The sequence below is a fragment of the Fontibacillus forbon genome, assembly GCF_046559655.1.
Classification (GTDB): domain Bacteria; phylum Bacillota; class Bacilli; order Paenibacillales; family Paenibacillaceae; genus Fontibacillus.
Genome location: NZ_JBKGFV010000001.1, coordinates 1,274,767 through 1,293,595, shown reverse-complemented (window position 1 = coordinate 1,293,595; position 18,829 = coordinate 1,274,767). Strand labels below are relative to the sequence as shown.

17 protein-coding genes are annotated in these 18,829 nt (G+C 49.6%); 14 read left to right on the top strand and 3 right to left on the bottom strand.

All coding sequences use genetic code 11. The features are described from left to right. Positions 1–19 precede the first annotated feature (19 nt). Positions 20–1,675: a spore germination protein gene (locus ACLB09_RS05980; protein WP_410768835.1), complete on the bottom strand. Its 1,656-nt coding sequence runs from the start codon at positions 1,673–1,675 to the stop codon at positions 20–22. Positions 1,676–1,910: 235 nt separating this feature from the next. Here ACLB09_RS05980 and ACLB09_RS05975 point away from each other — a divergent pair, with 235 nt between their 5' ends. The 3 genes from ACLB09_RS05975 (at position 1,911) to ACLB09_RS05965 (ending at position 3,715) form a co-directional block, all read left to right on the top strand. Next, a complete protein-coding gene (locus ACLB09_RS05975) occupies positions 1,911–2,480 on the top strand; it encodes a TetR/AcrR family transcriptional regulator (protein WP_410768834.1) in 570 nt (189 codons plus the stop codon). Between the two features lie 234 nt (positions 2,481–2,714). After that, positions 2,715–3,059 carry an Asp23/Gls24 family envelope stress response protein gene (locus ACLB09_RS05970; RefSeq protein ID WP_410768833.1) on the top strand — a complete coding sequence of 115 codons (345 nt, stop codon included), beginning with the start codon at positions 2,715–2,717 and terminating at the stop codon, positions 3,057–3,059. After that, complete coding sequence (locus ACLB09_RS05965; protein WP_410768832.1) at positions 3,056–3,715, top strand: GNAT family N-acetyltransferase; 660 nt, start codon at positions 3,056–3,058, stop codon at positions 3,713–3,715. Before ACLB09_RS05970 ends, ACLB09_RS05965 begins: the two co-directional genes overlap by 4 nt. Here ACLB09_RS05965 and ACLB09_RS05960 read toward each other — a convergent pair. Next, entirely contained in the window at positions 3,694–4,179 is a 486-nt protein-coding gene (locus ACLB09_RS05960; protein WP_410768831.1) for a hypothetical protein, read from the bottom strand. The two genes, ACLB09_RS05965 and ACLB09_RS05960, sit on opposite strands and share 22 nt — an antisense overlap. Continuing rightward, positions 4,172–4,693: a hypothetical protein gene (locus tag ACLB09_RS05955; protein ID WP_410768830.1), complete on the bottom strand. Its 522-nt coding sequence runs from the start codon at positions 4,691–4,693 to the stop codon at positions 4,172–4,174. The genes ACLB09_RS05960 and ACLB09_RS05955 overlap by 8 nt, the downstream gene beginning before the upstream one ends. 398 nt (positions 4,694–5,091) lie before the next feature. Between ACLB09_RS05955 and ACLB09_RS05950 the strand changes: the two genes are divergently transcribed. The 11 genes from ACLB09_RS05950 to ACLB09_RS05900 all read left to right on the top strand — a co-directional run bounded on the left by ACLB09_RS05950 (position 5,092) and on the right by ACLB09_RS05900 (position 18,727). Further along, complete coding sequence (locus tag ACLB09_RS05950; protein ID WP_410768829.1) at positions 5,092–7,791, top strand: DUF4118 domain-containing protein; 2,700 nt, start codon at positions 5,092–5,094, stop codon at positions 7,789–7,791. Continuing rightward, a complete protein-coding gene (locus ACLB09_RS05945) occupies positions 7,784–8,491 on the top strand; it encodes a response regulator (RefSeq protein WP_410768828.1) in 708 nt (235 codons plus the stop codon). Before ACLB09_RS05950 ends, ACLB09_RS05945 begins: the two co-directional genes overlap by 8 nt. Positions 8,492–8,752: 261 nt before the next feature. Further along, on the top strand, positions 8,753–9,124 hold the full coding sequence (locus ACLB09_RS05940) for a hypothetical protein (protein ID WP_410768827.1): 372 nt from the start codon (positions 8,753–8,755) through the stop codon (positions 9,122–9,124). A 137-nt stretch (positions 9,125–9,261) separates the two neighbouring features. Next, entirely contained in the window at positions 9,262–9,339 is a 78-nt protein-coding gene (kdpF, locus tag ACLB09_RS05935) for a K(+)-transporting ATPase subunit F (RefSeq protein WP_074083653.1), read from the top strand. A 76-nt stretch (positions 9,340–9,415) separates the two neighbouring features. After that, positions 9,416–11,092, top strand: a complete 1,677-nt coding sequence (gene kdpA, locus ACLB09_RS05930; RefSeq protein WP_410768826.1) for a potassium-transporting ATPase subunit KdpA — start codon at positions 9,416–9,418, stop codon at positions 11,090–11,092. Positions 11,093–11,109: 17 nt separating this feature from the next. Further along, positions 11,110–13,143 carry a potassium-transporting ATPase subunit KdpB gene (kdpB, locus tag ACLB09_RS05925; RefSeq protein WP_410768825.1) on the top strand — a complete coding sequence of 678 codons (2,034 nt, stop codon included), beginning with the start codon at positions 11,110–11,112 and terminating at the stop codon, positions 13,141–13,143. A 52-nt stretch (positions 13,144–13,195) separates the two neighbouring features. Beyond that, a complete protein-coding gene (gene kdpC / locus ACLB09_RS05920) occupies positions 13,196–13,807 on the top strand; it encodes a potassium-transporting ATPase subunit KdpC (RefSeq protein WP_410769014.1) in 612 nt (203 codons plus the stop codon). 87 nt (positions 13,808–13,894) lie between these two features. After that, positions 13,895–14,740 carry an alpha/beta fold hydrolase gene (locus ACLB09_RS05915; protein WP_410768824.1) on the top strand — a complete coding sequence of 282 codons (846 nt, stop codon included), beginning with the start codon at positions 13,895–13,897 and terminating at the stop codon, positions 14,738–14,740. Beyond that, positions 14,712–17,045 carry a histidine kinase gene (locus ACLB09_RS05910; protein ID WP_410768823.1) on the top strand — a complete coding sequence of 778 codons (2,334 nt, stop codon included), beginning with the start codon at positions 14,712–14,714 and terminating at the stop codon, positions 17,043–17,045. Before ACLB09_RS05915 ends, ACLB09_RS05910 begins: the two co-directional genes overlap by 29 nt. 123 nt (positions 17,046–17,168) lie before the next feature. Next, complete coding sequence (locus ACLB09_RS05905) at positions 17,169–18,119, top strand: helix-turn-helix transcriptional regulator (protein ID WP_410768822.1); 951 nt, start codon at positions 17,169–17,171, stop codon at positions 18,117–18,119. Positions 18,120–18,187: 68 nt separating this feature from the next. After that, a complete protein-coding gene (locus ACLB09_RS05900) occupies positions 18,188–18,727 on the top strand; it encodes a DinB family protein (protein WP_410768821.1) in 540 nt (179 codons plus the stop codon). Positions 18,728–18,829: the final 102 nt, after the last annotated feature.

Here is an 18,829-nt window from a genome sequence, read left to right as displayed (position 1 = left end):
CCGGATTACATCCATCACTCTAATTTCTTCGATCATTATCCTTTGCATTAAACATGACTGGACGTTTCTTCATGATTTTCAACGGAACGCGAACAAACAAATCCTTCCAGTCGCTAAATCCGTAAGGCACCATAGGGGTTACGTAAGGGACGCCGAAGCTCTTTAGCCGCACGAGATGGCTGCAAATCAACAGGAAGAACATGACCACGCCGAACAGTCCTAACGTGGCGGCGCAGAACATTCCGGTAAACCGGAGGATGCGCAGCGTGAGCCCGGCGCTATATACCGGAATGGTAAAGGAGGATATCGCGGTTACCGCAACGACGATTACGAGAAAGGGACTGACGATGCCGGCGTTAACCGCCGCATCGCCGATGATCAGACCTCCGACGATGCCCATCGCGGGTCCGATCGGCTTCGGAAGCCGGATGCCTGCTTCTCGTAATATCTCGATGGAGACCTCCATGATCAGCGCTTCAATAAACGAGGGGAACGGCACGCCCTGCCGCGTCTCTATAATGGAGAGCGCCAACTTTGTGGGAATAAGTCCCGGGTTAAACGAGATGAACGAAATATACAGCGCCGGAGCGAGCAACGCCAAGAGGGCGGCCAGAAAACGCAGAAGGCGCATAAATGATCCCGGAAGCCAACGTTCATAATAATCTTCCGGAGATTGCAGCAGCATGCTGAAGGTCACCGGCATAACAAGGGCAAAAGGCGTGCCGTCCAGCAAAATGGCTACCCGTCCTTCCAGCAATCCGGCAATGACCCGGTCGGGCCGTTCCGTATTTTGCAATTGCTGGAACGGGCTTAACACATTGTCTTCGATTAACTGTTCGATATAACCCGACTCGAGCGGATCGTCGATTTCGATTTTTTGAATACGGGTCGTGACCTCTTCCACCAGTTTCGGGTCCGCGATATCCCGCATATAGGCTAAAATCAGTTCCTTCTTCACGCGGCCCCCAATCTCTAACTTGGTCAGGATGAGACTGCTGTTCTGACCATGCCTTCGCAGCAAGCCCGTGTTATCGCTGATCCGCTCCGTGAACCCTGTTCGCGGCCCTCGCAGAAGAGCTTCGGACATGGGCTCTTCGAGGCTCCTGCTTTTGCCTTTGGCGGCTCCGATTAGAAGCATTTCTTGCAGACCTTCCGCAAGAAGCCCGGTTTGGCCGAACAAAACCCCCTCCGCAAAGGTTTGGAACGAGGAAGTTTGTTGGACTTCGCTGACAGGAATAAGCCGTTCTTTTAAATAAGCGCTCAAGGAATCGAGGAAGCTGGCGTGATCTTCTTCCGATACGCCCCGGAGCATTAACGGCGTTATCAGATGGGAATCGATCAAATCGCTATCCGTCAAACCTTCAACATAGATAAGGGCGGCACGGGTTTGTGTTCCGCGAATCACGATTTCCCGGATCCGGACATCCGCTTGGTCACCGATCGTATTTCGGACCGCTTCGATATCGGAATCGTACAATCCCGTTATGGGTACGTTGGCCAAGCCGTTTTCGATTTGGGGTAAGGAAGGGCGGTCAGGTTTTAAAGCGTAAGTGGTGATTACGGATTTCCGGATCGCTTTTGACACGATAAGCAACAAAACCGGGATAGCCAGGAGTAAAAATGCCTGTATGACCAGGTTCCAATTCGGCATTAAGGACAAAAAGTCGGACCACATTTTAATTCACCCCGGGATCGTTGGAATCATTGGTTATGGATGAGGATCAAGTGTATTTTTACCAGATGAAGCATATCTAATTCCGAAGATTAAAAATATGGCGCTTTCTGATCAAGGATTACATTCCACGATGGGAACCTATAGTTATGGTAGGGAGGGGGGAACGATATGATATACTATCAAATGATAGACAACAAAAGAAATGAAGACCAACTCTCTTTAAGAGGTGCCATAGATGAAAAAGGAACTGACATCCATCAAACAAACCAGATTGAACGCGATACTGGACGAAGCGACCAAATTGTTAATCGATAAGCCGAATGCTTCCATGCATGAAATTGCCGAATCAGCCGGAATCGGTGTCGCCACTTTGCACCGGTATGTGGAGAGCCGGGAGCAATTAATGATTTACCTGGGCTTTCGTGCCATTGAGGTCGTAAGCCAAACGATGGCAAACGTCCGGCTGAATGAGGAGAATTGTGAGAGTTATATTCCTGAACTGATCGAAGCCCTGATTCCTCTTGGAGACAAAATATATTTTCTTGCCCATGATGCTACCGTCAATTACAACAAGGAGATTGAAGAGGAGTACCAAAAGCTTCAGGAGCCTGTACTGAATGCGATCCGCTTGCTCCAGCAGAAGGGGTATTTTCGGCAGGATCTCGATCGAACCTGGATGGTTAACGTTCTGTATTCGCTTCTTTTCTTAACCTGGCAACAGGTGATAGAAGGGCATATAGCCGGAAAATCCGCTGCCGGATTGGTGGTGGATACATTTTACAATGGTTTTAAAGTTAAGGACTAACACCATTGAATTCCCATGTGATAACTTACAAGTCTGTTCGATTCTTTCGGACAGGCTTTTTTGAGGTTTCGGATTCGGATTTTTATCGTTGGTGTCCAACGAAGAAGAAATTTGACTGGGGTATACACGTGATATAATATTAAATCATATGATACATGTATCTATCATTTTTATGATTTACAGGTTAGACATTAGTTCTAACATGCTCAATCCAAGTAAAGAGGGGGGATTTACATGTTCATTGAAAATCCGATGGGAAAGATCAAAATTTCGAAGGAAGTTATTTATAAAATTGTCGGAAAAGCAGTAATTTCGACCAGTGGGATAGCCAAAATGTCATCCGGAATTGTGGAAGGCCTGGCCAACTGGATTAACGGTAAAAGCGTACAAAATGGGATCGAATTAAAAGAAGCGGATCGGGGACTTGATATCCGTTTAAGCGTGGTCATCCAGTATCGGACAAAGATATCGGATGTGCTTCAAGCGCTGCAGAATAATGTCCGGGAGGCTGTCGCGGGTGTTACCGGATTAAACATCGGTTCGATAAACGTCATAGTGGAAGGGATATCCGTAAAATGATGCCGGACACAAAACCAATATGGATCGTCAAGGCGGATGCCCGATCCTCCATAGGTGCCAGACTCAATCAGCTCGCGTTACATGATATGGCGTACACCTTAGCGGGTTCCGAAAAAAAGAGCATCATTTTAAGCACGTTTCGTAAGTTGTGGAAGTCGGAAGATAACCGCTTCAGCCACCAATTTGCTTTTGAAGCCAGACTAGGGAATCAGACATTGGGCATGGTCACCTGTTATCCGGTTAAGTTGTTAAAACGCCTTGCTTGGCCAACTTTCAAACAACTGCTTATTCACCGTAAGCTTGGCCTTATCGGCTATAATCTTCAGCATCTCAAATTACTGTATTCAATCGTTACCTTGAAAGAAGGAGAAAATGACGAATTCCATATTGGAACTATCGCTACCTTGCCGGAAAGCAGGGGACTGGGAATCGGTACGCGCCTTCTTGAGTTTGCGGAGAAACAAGCCTTATCGCATGGCTTTACCAAATGTTCTCTAACGGTAAGGAAAGAGAACAGGCTTGCGTTTAAATTGTATGAACGTATGGGTTACCGGATTACCGGCGAAATCAATAAGCCGGCTTTTTCGTTATATAGAATGGCTAAGGTCCTCGATGGAACCGAATCCAGGAAATCTTACGACAATATGGAGAAATAAGAAACCGATTCTTCAATCAATCGGGATAAACTCAAATCTCCGGCCCGCCGGTTTAAGAGATAAGATGTCCAGGCCATACGGGGAATGGAGCTGGTTACTTCATACTCTTGGCCCGCAGAACCGACTGCGATTTTAAACCGGTGGCTCCAAGGTTGCTGCAATCCGGATAAGGCGGATTGCAGCAATTCAAGTTGGCTTGTTGTCCATTCCCGTTCATGGAAACGCACCGCCATGAATCCTTCCTCAGGTGTAGAAAAGTGAATGCATCTCAAAAACGCTCCCCACTTGATTAAATCCATTCCGTTATCCTTCTTGGGAACCAAGCATTCCCCATAAGAGATTTGTTCTCCGCAGCTCAGTCGCAAAACCAGATAAAGACATCCGGATTGTAGCGGCTTTTTAGTAAACGAAGGCTTTGCGTCAAATGCGAAGAGCTCAATTCGTGAAATCCTGGCACTATTCATAGGCGTTGCCTCCTTGGATTATAGGTTTAATGGAGACCAGCCCGTGGGCTTGTTTAGCCTTAGCTATATACTCCATAAGCTCGGCTTCATTCTCGCAAACCGCCGAATGCTCCAGCCAAACGCCATATTTTTTTCGGCGCACAACGGACAAATGAAGCGGAAACCGGTTGCGGGATTGCAGAATATACCAGCCCTCATCCATATTCCTCCAGGGTTCTTTAAAGGCGGACAGTAACGAAAGCCTTTTACGCATCGACCAATCTAGGGCTTGCTGTTTATCTCTGATGCTTCTGTAAATATCGTAAATCACCTGCTGATCGGTGCATGTAAAGTAGGCTGAAGATTTGCAAAATTGAGACAGCTTGTCGATCTGGCTTGCGCCATATCCATAACCGACGATATACCGTCGCTTGTCTTTTTCATACCAAAACGCTCCAAAGTTGGTATACTCCAGACTTGCCGGTTCCAGCACATGAGGATGGGTTCCAAAATAATAGGGTATCGGTTCCTGCATTTCTGCCACTCCTTACCGGGGTACAAAACGGCGTTGCGCATCTCCCGGGATTCACTTGGATATATGGTAAGAATCATACTCGGTGATGTTTCGTTTGTAAAAAGGGATTCCGTCCCTAAAAGTTAAATGCAGCCCATATGTAGGCGAAAAATGATAAATATCCTACGAATGCTCGTTGTTACCGTTGTTTTTCTATGGAAAACTCTTGTTTATTCCGTTCTTAACAGCATCTTAATTGAAGGGTAAACACTCTAATGTCCCTCTTATTATTTTCAGCAAAATCTTTATGCGATCTTAATGCTATAGCCGAAGTTATAACACGATGCTGATATAGCTCATGATATACTTACAGATAAGAAAGCCGTATAAAATAAAGAACATGGAAAGCAGGCTTGAGGATGGCAACGACACCGATTCGATCCGGGTCCACGCCGGAACAGATTAACGTGAATACGACCGTAAAAAAACGGGGAAAACTGAAGATTTTTCTCGGTTACGCACCGGGAGCCGGCACGACTAGCACCATGCTGAGAAACGCTCATATTGCGCAATTTGATGGACTGGACGTCGTTGCGGGACATATCAACCCCCGTAGCCGACCCGATACGGCAGCTCTTCTCAAAGGGTTGGAGATGTTGCCCCATACGAGAAATTCAAGCGATGACCGCAGCTATATAGAATTAGACCTGGACCATGCCCTTCAAAGAAAACCAGGGCTCATACTGGTTGACGATCTGGCCCATACCAATGCGGCAGGAAACCGGCACAAAAAAAGATACCAGGACGTTGAGGAACTTCTTCGTGCCGGGATCGATGTATACACAACTTTGAACATTCAGCAGATTGAGAGCTTGGCGGATATCGTCTCTTCCATAACCGGGATGTCCGTGCATGACCGCATACCGGACAGCGTATTCGATAGCGCCGAGCTGGTGGAATTCGTCGATATCGAGCCTGACACGCTGATAGACCGTTTGAAGAAAGGGAAGATTTATAGCAATCGGGAGACGGAAAGAACACAAGCTCACTTATTTAACAAAGAGAAGCTGAATGCTTTGCGTGAACTTGCACTGCAACGTACCGCAGCCCAGTTTAACCGGATTGCGTCGCAAATCGGTAATCAGCCCGGCAGAAATGATTACGCGACAAAAGACCATATCTTAGTTTGCCTCTCGCCGGCCGCTTCCAACAAAAAAGTGATCCGGACAGCAGCAAGGATGGCCGAGGTTTTCCACGGTCTATTCACGGCTCTGTTTGTGGAGACACCCGATACCAAAGCCGTAACGGAAAAAGGCAAGGCCGGACTAAGAGAAAATATGAGACTAGCCGAGCAGCTGGGCGCCCAGATTGCAACGGTGTACGGAGACGACGTACCCGGACAAATCGCGGAATACGCCAAAACGAGCCATGTATCCAAGATCGTATTAGGCCGCTCCCCCCGCCAAAGGAGAGGGTTGTCCAAATCGACGGTGGTTGATAAATTGATCGACTTGGTCCCGAATATCGAAACCTACATTATTCCGTATTCCGAGCCTCCGATTTATAAAAAATCGCCGCTTTACCTGAAATCCCCCGTATTATCTTTGACCGATATGGTCAAAACGGTTTCTATTCTGACGGCATGTACTCTCGTAGGAGCCTGGTTCGATCAACTGGGATTCAGAGAGGCGAACATTATCACGGTATATATTCTCGGCGTTCTTCTAAATGCAACGGTCACCCAAGGAAGGATATACAGCGCGATTTGCTCGGTTATGAGCGTGATCGTATTCAATTTCTTCTTTACCGAGCCCTACTATTCATTAAAGGCGACCGATCCCGGTTATCCGGTTACCTTTCTGGTGATGCTTGTGGCTTCCTTCATCATGAGCACGCTGACCATGAGGGTAAGGGAACAGGCCCTACAATCCGCACAGAAAGCCTATCGTACAGAGGTGCTTCTGGAGACAAGCCGGAAATTGCAGCAGGCAAAAGACTTCTCGGCCATCATGGATGAAACGGCGAATCAAATGGTGAAGCTGCTGGACAGAACGATCATCTTCTACTCCATTCATCAAGACGCACTGAGTGAGCCGCTTATTTATCCGAAGAAAGGGTCGGCGGTCGTTCCGCAGGTTTATACCGAAGAAAATGAGCATGCGGTAGCGGATTGGGTGTTCAGAAACAATAAACGGGCTGGAGCAACCACGGACACTTTTTCCGATGCTCATTGTTTGTATCATGCGGTGCGTGGAGGGGATACCGTTTTTGCGATCGCGGCGATTGTGATGGATCGTGAGGAGCCTTTGGAGGTTTTTGAAAAAAGCCTGATGATTGCCATGCTGGGAGAATGTGCGCTTGCCATGGAGAAAGAACGCCTGAATGAACAACAGCAGGAAATTTTCATGCAAATCCGGCAGGAGCAGCTTCGCGCCAACTTGCTTCGGCAGATTTCCCATGATTTGCGGACGCCCCTGACCAGTATTTCCGGCAACGCGGGAATTTTGATCGGTAACCCCGAAGTGCTCAGTGAAGACCAGAAAAAGAGCCTGTACAGAGACATCTACGACGATTCCATGTGGCTGATTCTTTTGGTAGAGAACCTGCTTTCCATCAGCCGAATCGAGAACGGCACAATAAATCTGAACTTACAGGCCGAATTAATGGAGGAGGTCATCGCCGAAGCCTTGCTCCATGTGAATCGTAATAGCGAGAAGCATATGATTCAAACGGTTTTGGAAGACGAATGGATTATGGCCCGGATGGATACCCGACTGATAGTTCAGGTTCTGATCAATCTGGTGGATAATGCGATCAAGTATACGCATACCGGATCCCACATTACGATTTCGGCAAAACGCGACAAGCATATGGTGGTCGTGGAAGTTTCCGATGATGGTCCGGGGATTGCCGAAGATACGAAGGCCAGATTGTTCGATATGTTTTATACGGCGAATAATGTGCGCGGGGACGGGCATCGCGGCTTGGGGCTGGGACTATCTCTGTGCAAATCGATCGTGAATGCGCATGGCGGTATGATCGGGGTCAGAGACCATATCCCGCAGGGGACCGTTTTTTATTTCACGTTGCAGGCGGAGGAGGTAAGCGTTTATGAATAGCCCTTTTATTCTTGTGGTGGAGGATGACAAGCCCATCCGCAAACTGATCACGACCACATTGGAGACGCAAGGATACCGGTATCACGCGGTCGAAACGGGCGAAGGCTCCATTCTTGAGGCGGTGTCCAGGCAACCGGATATCATGATCCTCGATTTAGGGCTGCCGGACATGGACGGAGTGGATATCATAAAAAAAGTGCGGGAATGGTCCAATCTCCCCATTATTGTCGTCAGTGCGCGCAGCGAGGACCGGGATAAAATCGAGGCGCTGGATGCCGGGGCGGACGATTATTTGACCAAGCCGTTCAGCGTGGAAGAACTGCTCGCAAGACTGCGAGTCAGTTTGCGGCGGGCCCGGTATGACAGTGACAAGCTCCAGAAGGAAGCTTCCCAATTCGTTAACGGCAAGCTGAAAATCGATTACGCCGCGGGATGCGTGTGGCTGGATGAGGAAGAAGTTCATCTGACGCCAAGCGAATATAAGCTTTTATGCTTGCTGGCCAAAAATGTAGGCAAGGTGTTGACCCATAATCACATCCTGCACGAGATTTGGGGCAATCATCCTTACGATGTATCGGCGCTGCGGGTTTTTATGGCAACCTTGCGCAAAAAAATAGAAGAACCCTCCTCACAGGCAAAATATATACAAACGCATATCGGGATCGGTTACCGGATGCTGCAAGTCAGCGATGAAGGTTAAGCCGTTCGTATTCCGTTAACTGCAACCATGCTCCCCTAGGAGCATGGTTTTTTTGCGTTATTTTAAATCTTTAGATGATCTTAATCCTTTGCCCCAAACCCTAATCCTAAACTTATGGGGGGAGTGTTAAGCTGATTTCAGACGCAGAAAGGATTTGCCGGTGAGGGAGATGGAGTATGGAGATGATCAGAAATCTAGCGGATAAAGAAATGCCATGAATATGGAAAGGGGAGTTATCCCGGAAAGAAAGAAGGGAGCGAAATGAAGCATCATGACATGGTGCTGGTGTTTGCACCCAATCAGGCGGGTGAGCGATTTGTAAAGTATTTGAGCGAGGGTGGAGGAGCTTTTACCGTTATCGCATGCGACTCTGCCGAACAACTATCCGAAAAAGATGAGAAAACCTCGGTAATACCGCAGGGAGCGGAATTCTATAAAGCTTACATTTTTGAAGAAGAACTCGATCAATGCTGTAAAGTGCTTGATATCCTGACCGAATGGAAGTGCGGGACCGTTTATGTCATTACAAGAAAACACTATCCGCAAATGATTTATAGAGCGCTTGGCGCCGATTACGTAATTCGAACAACTAGTACCGATTTATCTTTTCTAATTGAAAAGGGAGTACATTAAGCCGTGTTTTTGGAGAGGAGAGTCAAGAAAATGATGGATTTGTACATGGTAGCGGCATTGGCTTTGATATTCGGCCTGTTCTATGTCTTTGCAGGATGGTGCGAACGCGTTGTTGACGATAAAGGAGGGAAAGACCAATGACTGTGGTTATTGCGGCAACCTTGTTATTGTTTCTCTATCTGGTCTATGCCTTGATCCACCCGGAGAAATTCTAGGCAACATATGGAGAGCATGAATCAAAAGAAACCATTGGGCAGGTGAAAGCTTGCCTAAATCAAGGAGGAGCCATTCGTGGGAATTGTGCAAATCGTCGCAGTTATCGTTATACTGCTTCTGCTCGTTAAACCGCTCGGAACTTATTTGTATTCTGTTTTTTCCAATGAGCCGAACCGGAGTGATCGCATCTTTGGGGGTATCGAGCGAGGAATATTTAAATTAGGCGGCTTGAAAAGACTTGAAGGCATGTCCTGGAAGAAGTATGCCCTCAGTTTTCTATCGACCAATATTGTGCTTGTAGCGTTTGGCTATTTGATTCTCCGCCTGCAGGGCGCACTTCCGCTGAACCCGAACGGAATCGGCGAGATGGAGCAGAGCCTTACGTTTAATACTGTGATCAGTTTTATTACCAACACCAATTTGCAGCATTACAGCGGGGAAACGGGACTTTCCTATTTCTCGCAAATGGCCGTTATCACCATGTTGATGTTCACTTCCGCGGCGAGCGGATTATCTGTGGCCGTTGCTTTTGTTAGAGGCATTACGGGGAGAAGGACCCTAGGAAACTTTTTCCAAGACTTCGTTAAATCGCACACGCGGGTGTTTCTGCCGCTTGCTTTGTTCGTTACGCTAATCCTTGTGGCCCTGCAAGTGCCGCAGACGCTGCAACCCACACTCGAGGTCCCGACACTGGAAGGACAGAGTCAGCAGATTGCGATCGGACCGGTTGCTTCCCTGGAATCCATCAAGCATCTCGGAACGAATGGCGGCGGATTCTTTGGAGCCAACTCTTCACACCCGTTTGAAAATCCGTCGCCGCTAACCAATGTGATTGAAATGCTGTCGATGTGGATGCTGCCTGCATCTCTTCCTTACATGTATGGATTGTTTGCCAAGAACAAACGGCAAGGTTGGGGGATTTTCAGCGCCATGATGATCCTGTTCGTCCTGCTGCTATCGTTGAACTTCTACGCGGAAAGCAAAGGCAATCCGGCGATCAACGCCATGGGAATCGATGCTTCTCAAGGCAGCATGGAGGGGAAGGAAGTGCGTTTCGGCATTCCGCAATCTTCCTTGTTTACTACGGTGACCACAGCAGCGACAACCGGCAGTGTCAACAACATGCATGACACTCAGACCCCGCTCGGGCAAATTACTCCGCTGGCGCTGATGATGCTGAATAATGTCTTCGGAGGCAAGGGCGTAGGGCTGATCAATATGTTAATGTACGCCATCCTCGCAGTGTTTTTATGCGGACTGATGGTAGGGCGGACGCCGGAATTCCTCGGCCGTAAAATCGAGGCGAGGGAGATGAAGCTAATTGCGATCGCGATTCTGATTCATCCGCTGATTATTCTGGCGCCGACGGCTGTGTCCTTCCTGACGGATCTCGGCCAAGGCTCGATCAGCAATCCGGGTTATCACGGATTGACGCAAGTCCTTTACGAATACGCCTCATCCGCCGCCAACAACGGCTCAGGCTTTGAAGGACTGGCTGATAATAATACGTTCTGGAATATGATGACCGGGCTTGTCATGCTGCTGGGACGCTATGTTTCCATGATAGCTATGCTGGCCGTAGCCGGTTCCTTACTCCGCAAGCAGCCCGTTCCGGAAACGATCGGCACCTTCCGTACGGACAACGGCCTCTTTACCGGAATCTTGATCGGTACGGTTTTGATCATTGGCGCGTTGACGTTCTTGCCGGTTATTGTGCTGGGGCCGATCGCGGAACATTTGACACTACGGTAGAGAGAGGGATAGAAGATATGAGTACGTTACAAAAGAAGCGGCTGCTGAGCGGCCCGATCATACGAAGTGCTGTCAAAGACAGTTTTCTTAAACTGAACCCGATCTCTTTAATCAAAAATCCGGTTATGTTCGTGGTCGAAATGGGGACGATTCTGGTCTTGCTGATGGTCCTGGCCCCGGGGTATTTCGGGGCGGAGGAATCGGTGGGTTTCAATATTGCAGTGTTTGTCATCCTGCTGGTAACGGTATTATTCGCCAACTTTGCGGAAGCACTCGCGGAAGGCCGCGGTAAAGCACAAGCAGATACGCTTAAGCGAACGAAGCAAGATATTACCGCAAACAAGCTGGTAGGCGAAGCTATCAAGACGGTCGCCTCCTCGGAACTGCGCAAAGGCGATGTCGTCCTCGTATCTCAAGGGGAATTGATTCCCGGGGACGGAGAAGTAATTGAAGGGCTGGCGTCGGTAGACGAATCGGCGATCACGGGGGAATCGGCACCCGTCATTAAAGAAGCGGGTGGAGACTTCAATTCCGTCACCGGCGGCACGAGAGTGGTCAGCGACGAGATCAAGGTGCGGATTACAAGCGATCCCGGCGAATCCTTCCTGGACCGGATGATTTCTTTGGTCGAAGGAGCCAAGCGGCAGAAAACGCCGAACGAAATCGCCCTCAACACGCTATTGATCAGCTTAACGATCATCTTCCTGATTGTCGTCGTTACGCTTCGCCCGATTGCCTCTTATCTTGGAGTAAATCTGGATATTCCTGTTCTGATTGCGCTGTTGGTATGCTTGATCCCCACGACTATCGGCGGATTGTTGTCCGCTATCGGGATCGCGGGTATGGATCGGGTCACTCAATTCAACGTTCTGGCGATGTCCGGGAAAGCGGTAGAAGCAGCGGGAGATATCAACACGATGATTCTCGACAAAACCGGCACGATCACGTTCGGGAATCGGATGGCCAGCGAATTTGTTCCCGTAGGTAAAGAAAGTGAGCAGGAGTTAGCCGCATGGGCGGCGATCAGCTCGCTGAAGGATGAGACGCCGGAAGGGCGTTCCGTAATCGAACTGGTCAAGAAGCTGGGATACGGCTATGAATCAGGGATTGATGCGGATGGAGAATTTATCGAGTTCCGGGCCGAGACCCGGATGAGCGGGCTGGATTTGAAAGACGGCCGGAAGATCCGCAAAGGGGCCGTGGATTCCGTGAAGCGTTGGGTGCAGACTCAAGGAGGCCAGATTCCCGACAGCCTGGACAAAAAGTCGAACGAGATCGCAGGCAAAGGCGGTACTCCGCTCGCGGTGGCCGTAGATAACCGGATTTACGGGCTGATCTATCTGAAAGATACGGTCAAACCCGGAATGAAGGAACGCTTTGACGAATTGCGCAAAATGGGCATCAAAACCATCATGTGTACGGGGGATAACCCTTTGACGGCGGCGACCATAGCGGCAGAAGCCGGTGTTGACGGCTTTATTGCCGAAAGCACGCCGGAGAATAAAATTGAAGTCATCCGCCGCGAACAAAGCGAAGGTAAGCTTGTTGCCATGACAGGCGACGGCACGAACGATGCTCCCGCCCTGGCACAGGCCGATGTGGGTCTGGCGATGAACAGCGGCACCTCCGCCGCCAAGGAAGCGGCCAACATGGTCGATCTGGATTCCGATCCGTCCAAGATCATTGAAGTTGTAGCGATCGGCAAGCAGCTTTTGATGACGCGCGGAGCATTAACGACCTTCAGCATCGCCAATGATATTGCGAAATATTTTGCCATTATCCCTGCCATGTTCACCTTGGCTATCCCCGAAATGGAATTGCTGAACGTGATGGGGCTGGGCTCGCCAAGCTCCGCGATTATTTCGGCGCTGATCTTTAATGCCATTATAATCCCCCTATTAATCCCGCTGGCGATGAGAGGGGTATCGTATAAACCGATGAGTTCAGTGAAGCTGTTGCGGCGAAACATATTTGTCTACGGCTTTGGAGGAATCCTTGTTCCTTTCCTTGGCATTAAAGCGATCGATCTGATCGTCAGCCTATGGATTTAAACGAAGCGTACGGCAATTGCGATTGAAGAGAGGATGATAGAAATTGAAGCATATACATGAGGAAATTACGGAAGCGAAGCCGGAATCCAAAGGTACTTACTTTTTAAGCGTGGTGAGACTCAGCGCAGTACTCATCATCCTTTGCGGTATCGTATACCCGCTGGCCTCCACGGCCCTTGCCCAGGTGTTCATGCCTTCCCAGGCCAATGGAAGTTTGCTGAAGAACGGGGAAGGGAAGGTGGTCGGTTCTGAGCTGATCGGCCAAAATTTCAGTAATCCGGCAATGTTCCATGGCCGCGTATCCAGTATTGAATACAAAGCGGAGGCTTCCGGATCAAATAACTACGGCCCGTCCAATCTCGACATGCTCCAGCGTACAAGCGACTTTATCGCCCGGTGGAAAAGAGATAATCCCGAGGTTCCCGTTAACGAACTCCCGATAGACCTGGTTACGAACTCGGGATCAGGTCTGGACCCGCATATTTCTCCGGCGTCGGCGCTGGTACAGGTTCCTAGAATTAGCGGATTAACCGGCATTTCAGCCGATACGCTGAGAGATCTCGTAAAAGAACACACCGAAGGACGCGACCTTGGATTGTTCGGCGAAGAACGGGTCAATGTCCTGAAGCTGAATATGGCTTTAATGGAGCTGTCGGCGAAATAACGCGGCTCATACCCTGTTCGTGCATTGTTGCGGGCAGGGTTATTACAGTTTGAAACTTCCATGTTTTTAACTTATGAGGTGGTTATTATGCCTGTAGCTCATCTAAATGGAACAACGCTTTACTACGAGATGCAAGGAAAAGGAATGCCGATTTTATTCGTTCACGGGCATGGTTTGACCCATACGATGTTTAAACCCCAGATGGATTACTTCTCGGAGAAATATAAGGTGATTGTATGCGATTTGCGCGGTAACGGAAAATCGGGCAAGTTGTCGCAAGCAACAAGGGATATTATGAAGACGCAATGCGCGGATCTGATCATGCTGTTGAACGGACTTCATTTACGGGACGCGGTGTTTGTCGGTCTGTCCTATGGCGGCCTCCTTGTGCAGCAAATCGCCCTTGAATATCCCGAGCGGATCAGGGCTATGGTTGTGGCTGACAGCTACGGCGGGGAAGAGAATTCCGCCATGATGCGAGCTTTGCAATCGGCGGCAGCTTATTGCAGTTGGCTGACCTATTATGCTCCATCGGCATGGATACTTCCCGCTATCCGTTTATCCTATCAACCTTGGAATAAGGCGTATCGGATCATCAGGAGAAGTATGGCGGAGAAACGTCCGGGTGAGTTATATAAGCAGAGGATGGCGATGAACGGATGGAGCAGTTCCGGTCAACTGCATCGGGTTACCCTTCCATCTCTTTGTTTGGCGGGCGACCGTGGAGAATATACCGCTCACCGAATGAAAGAAATGGCTGCCCGATTGCCGGATGCGCATTTTGCACTCATCCCGGATTCCGTGTCTCCCTGCAATTTATGTCAACCGGAGATCTTCAATCTCCTCCTTGAGCGGTTTCTGGAAGCCAATTTATCTATTGAGAGCGGAAGAAGGAGGGTAAGCATTGGCACCGTACAAACGAAAGACGCCTGAAGAAATTTTATATTCCATCTATCGATTGCATCGGGGCAAATTGAAGATCATTATCGGTTCTGTCAGCGGATCGGGCAAAACCTATCATATGCTGCAAGAAGGACGTCTATTAAAAAAGCAAGGCATCGATGTGGTGTGCAGCGCCGTGTCGACCATGCAACGGGAGGAGACCGTCCAACAGCTTGAGGAGCTGGAGCGCATCCCCAGCATCCATTGGTGGAGAGAGGGCAAGGAACAGAAGGACCTTCCTCTGGAAGATTTGCTGGAACGAAATCCCGAGGTATTGCTGGTGGATGGACTGGCCCATCGGAATCGCGACGGTGCGCTTTTTCCCACGCGTCTGGAGGATATCCGGTATTTGATGGATCACGGGATCAGCGTGATTACGACGATCAACGTTTACGAACTGGCGGGAGTAGGAGAACAAATTTTTCAAATGACAGGGATTCGAGCGGAAGAAACGGTACCCATGAATACCTTGGAACTAGCGGATGAAGTGCGATTAATCGATGTATCGCCGGAAACCATTTTAAAGCGAATCGAGGAGGGGGTACTTGGCGATGTGACCCATCCGGCGATGTCCACTCGCGGGAATCTGGGCGTGCTTCGTGAAGTGTCCTTGCGGCTTGTCGCGGAGGGAGTCAATGATTCTCTGGAGAAACACCGGGAAGAACTTGGACTTATCGGCCCTTCCGGTGCCACGGAACGAATCCTGGTTTCCGCCCAATATCACTGGAACGGTTCGCTATATGTAAGAAGAGGGCAACAAATCGCCAAGCGGTTGAACGGCGACCTGATGGTTGTGACATTTGTCGTGCGTGGCCGGTCAATGACAAAGGAACAGCTCACCTTTAAACGCTCCATCGTTAAATTGGTCGAACGCGTGAACGCCAATTTTGAAGAGCTTAGTCTAATGCGCTTGCGTCAGCTTCCTTCCGTATTGGTGAACTATGCCATACAGAATAAGGTAACCCGGATCGTCATGGGACACTCCCAAAAAAGCCGTTGGCAGGAAAAATGGCAGGGCTCCATCGCGAACCGCGTATTAAGAAAAACTCGAAACATCGATATTTTTCTGATGGCCGATCGCTCCGAGCAAGAGGGGGAGCGGATTTTGCCCATCAGGCCGAATGAACAGGGAAGTGAAGAATCTTTCCACCGGTTGACCACCATGGAGATGGAAAAGAAGATCCAAACCATGCAGCGGGGATCCTTTAAAGTCTATATCGGTGCCGCACCCGGCGTAGGCAAGACCTATAAAATGCTGCAGGAGGGCAATCTGTTGCTGAACAGAAGGATCGATGTCGTGATCGGTCTTCTGGAAACCCATGGGCGGGAGGAAACCAGGGAACAAATCGGCAGGTTATCGACGATCCCGCGAATGAAAATTCAATACCAATCGACAACTTTGGAAGAAATGGATACGGATGCGATTATAGCCCGTCATCCGGAGGTGGTGCTGGTCGATGAACTGGCCCACACCAACGTCCCGGGCAGCAAAACCCGAAAACGATACGAGGATGTTATCACCTTGTTGGAACACGGCATCTCTGTCATTACAACCGTGAATGTGCAGCACCTCGAAAGCCTGAATGATGCGGTGGCACAATTAACCGGCGTAAGGGTCAGGGAAACGGTGCCCGACGCGATCTTGAAAATGGCGGGGGAAGTAGAGCTGATCGACGTTACGCCGCAAATGCTGCAGGAACGGATGCGGGCAGGGAAAATATACGCGTCCGAAAAGGTAAACCAGGCGCTGGAATCCTTTTTTAAGATCGGCAATTTGATCGCGCTTCGTGAGCTGGCCCTTCGGGAAATCGCCGACGATGTGGACGAACGGCTGGAAGCCTGGGATCGGGATGTCGCCTTGCGCGGGCCGTGGAGCCGCCGTGAAGTCATTTTCGTATGCGTCGATCTGGAGCCGAGAGGGGAACGTTTGATTCGCCGCGGCTTCCGGATCGCGCATCGGCTGAAGGCGGAATGGTTCGTGCATTATGTGCATTGCGGAGCGGCGCTGGCGCCGGAACAGCAGAAGCGGCTGGAAGCGCTCCGGCAATTAACCGAACGGCTCGGCGGAAAAATGGAAGTGGCTGAAGAGACCCGCACCCGTAACATTCATCGCCACCTTCTGGACAGAATGAACGGCGTGAAGACGACACAGCTTATCATTGGACAGTCCAGAAAACCTTTGTGGCGAACCTGGTTAAAAGAAAGCTTTGTCCACTATCTGCTGAGAAACGCCAGGCACATGGATATGCTGATTGTGGCCGATTTCGACCCGAATGTTAACGAATCGGGAAGATGATGTTTGTAGCCCCCGTGGAAGTATTTTCTCGGTTTTGAGATAATGGTGAAGGGCTCCGGCAATCCATTCGGACACGAGTGGAATTGGAAGAACGACGACAGTTAGCAGGTGGGGGAAAAGAGAATGAACAAAACCGAACGACAGCTCGCCATCACCCTTGAACTCCAGCGGAGCAAGGTACTCCGGGCGGAAGATCTGGCAGCTCAATTCGAGACGAGCATGCGGACGATTTACCGCGACATTCAAGCGCTTAGCGAAGCCGGAGTTCCGATTGTAGGGGCTCCAGGTCAAGGATATTCCCTGATGGAAGGGTATTTCCTGCCGCCGGTAGGTTTTACGGCGGAAGAGGCCGTCGCCCTGCTAATGGGAGCGGATTTTATCGAACAACGGCTCGATTCCGATTTTGGCAAGGTGGCCAAGACAGCCAGACGCAAAATTGAAGCGATTCTGCCGGAAACGGTACGCGACGCGTCGACGCTCGTACGGAAAACGATGACCCTTCTTCACACCGAAGCACCGGTAACCGGCAAGAAGGAAAAGGATTATCTTGGCATAACCCGGCGCGCGATTCTGGAGCGCCGTAAATTAAGCTTTACCTATTTGAAAAAAATACAGGAACCGGACGGCAATCGGAAAAGCAAGCGGGAGGTTGACCCCTATGGACTGGCTTTCGTTCAGGGGAATTGGATTTTGATCGCACGTTGCGGCCTCCGGCAGGAACTCCGCCATTTCCGCTTGTCGCGGATGACGGAGCTTGCCGTGTTGGACGAGCGCTTTCACTTGCCGCCCGGGTTTAACCTGAGCCGTTACCGCCAGCCCGATGAACGGAACTTGCGGGTACTGGTCCTGGCGAATCCCGATATTGCCGACAAAATCGCCGAGACCGGGAATTTTTATATGGAAGGGACTGAGGAACGGGAGGGTGGTCAATTCGTCGTCACCTTTCGCGTCCGACAGTTGGAGGAGCTATTGCCTTATGTCCTCGGCTGGGGAAGGCATGTTGAGGTGCTGGAACCGGAATCCTTCCGCCGCATGATTCGGGAAGAAACCGAAAAAATTTTAAAACACTACTGACACGACGTTGTCAGTAGCGTTTTTTTATATTGGATTATATCCAAGAGGGTAGAGGAGTTGTTTTCATAATGAGAAGTACAACGGAAGCGTTACATGAATTTGAAGAAACGGTAGGAAGGTATTTGGCAGAATTGGAGCATCTCGATATGGAGCACTTGCATAAAAAATCAGATGAGGAAGAGTGGTCCATCGGGCAAATGTATATGCATTTGATTCAATCGGCGCAATTCATGCATCTGGACTATGTTGACCAATGTTTGGCCGGAAGCGAAGCAGCGCTTGCCCAAAAAGGCGAAAAAACGGAGCAGGGCAGAGCGGCATTCGAGCGGGGAAGTTTTCCGCCCGTAAGGATTCGGGTTCCGGCTTCCCCGCAATACACCCCGCAGCAACCGGAGAGCAAGGAGCAGTTGAGGGAAGGACTCCACAATATCAAGGAACGAATGCAACGTACCGAACCCGCGTTAGCCCAGGCTCCTGAAGAAAATAAGCTGATTCATCCCGGATTCGGCGCGTTAAACGCCAAGGAGTGGTTTTTGCTGGTCGACATGCATTATCGGCATCATTTATCGCAGTTGGATCGCTTAAAGAGCGAGTTGAGTTTGGGTTAACATATACAATTTTAAGACGCCCTTCCGAATTCGGAGGGGCGTTTGTACGTCAAATATCAAAGAAAAAGATTGACATTGATAATCTTTACCCATACAATCGTA